Source organism: Streptomyces sp. NPDC031274 (assembly GCF_055570235.1).
The window spans coordinates 1-1,121 of sequence record NZ_JBVIHP010000404.1; the positions used below are offsets into that span (position 1 = coordinate 1).

Below are 1,121 nucleotides of genomic sequence, written 5' to 3' on the forward strand. Positions count from 1 at the left end.
CCAGGCGAAGAACAGGCTGGCGACGGCGAACAGGGCGGATATCCCGATGGCGCCCGGTGTCGACCAGGTCTTCTCGGCTCCGATGAGCTTGTGGCCGTAGTGCAGGACCAGGTCGTGGACCATGTAGAAGGCGAACGAGACCTCGCCCAGCCAGATCATGACCCGCCCCCGGAACGGGGACCGGGTGCCGTCCACATCCGCCTGGGCGCCCGCGGCGATGACCATCATGAGCGGGATGACGGTCACGGTGAGCATGCCGTAGATCGCCGGCACGAACATGAGGACGACGAGCGAGACGCCCAGCAGCGGTATGGCCGCGGAGAGCCGGACGGGCAGCCACATGCCGGTGCGCACGAGCCGGGCCAGAAGGATGCCGAGCGTGAAGTCCAGCATCCTGACGGGCGGGAGGTTGTACACGACGTAGAAGTGCCGCAGCGGGATGTCGGCCCACGGGGCCAACGGCCGGTCGGGCACGAAGAGTTGCACGCAGACCGGGACCAGCACGACGGCGGCCAGGACTCCGGCCGTCCATGCCCAGAGGCGGTTGCGCGGAATGCGCAGGATGAGCCGGTGCAGGAGGGGGAAGGACAGGTAGAAGAGCGCTTCACACGCCAGCGACCAGGCGGGCCGGTTGGTGCTGGAGAAGACGTTCGGGCTGGGGAACCACGACTGGATGAGCAGCACGCCGGGCACGGTGTTGCCCAGGTTGAGGGCCTGGCCGGTCCAGAGCAGGAGCAGGGCGCCGATCACCAGCGTGACCAGGTGGTTCGGGTAGACCTTCATCAGCCGCCTGCGCCAGAAGGCGCGGACCGTGTCCTTCGGCCGGGCCGACCAGGTCAGGACGAAGCCGCTGAGGATGAAGAAGAAGCCGACCCCGACCCAGCCGAGGCGGTTGACGGTCAGCGTCAGCGACTCGTTCACCTCCGGGTCGTCCCAGAGGTTCTCGATGGCGATGTGCGCAAGGAAGACGAACAAGGCTGCGATGAAGCGCATCCCCGTCAGGGAAGGTAGCCGTTTCTGCAAGTTGGACCCCACGGGTCGACTCCAGTTCTCCTGCCGCTGAGCGGCGATACGCGGTGGATGGGACGAGCAGAGGGAACGGGTCCTCCTCTGCCCCGTCG

Annotated in this window: 1 protein-coding gene; it reads right to left on the minus strand. The window is 67.3% G+C overall.

What is annotated here, in order from left to right:
• The coding region (locus tag ACZ5CR_RS46720; protein WP_468870135.1) for an acyltransferase family protein at positions 1 to 993 on the minus strand (993 nt) is incomplete at its 3' end.
• Positions 994 to 1,121: the final 128 nt, after the last annotated feature.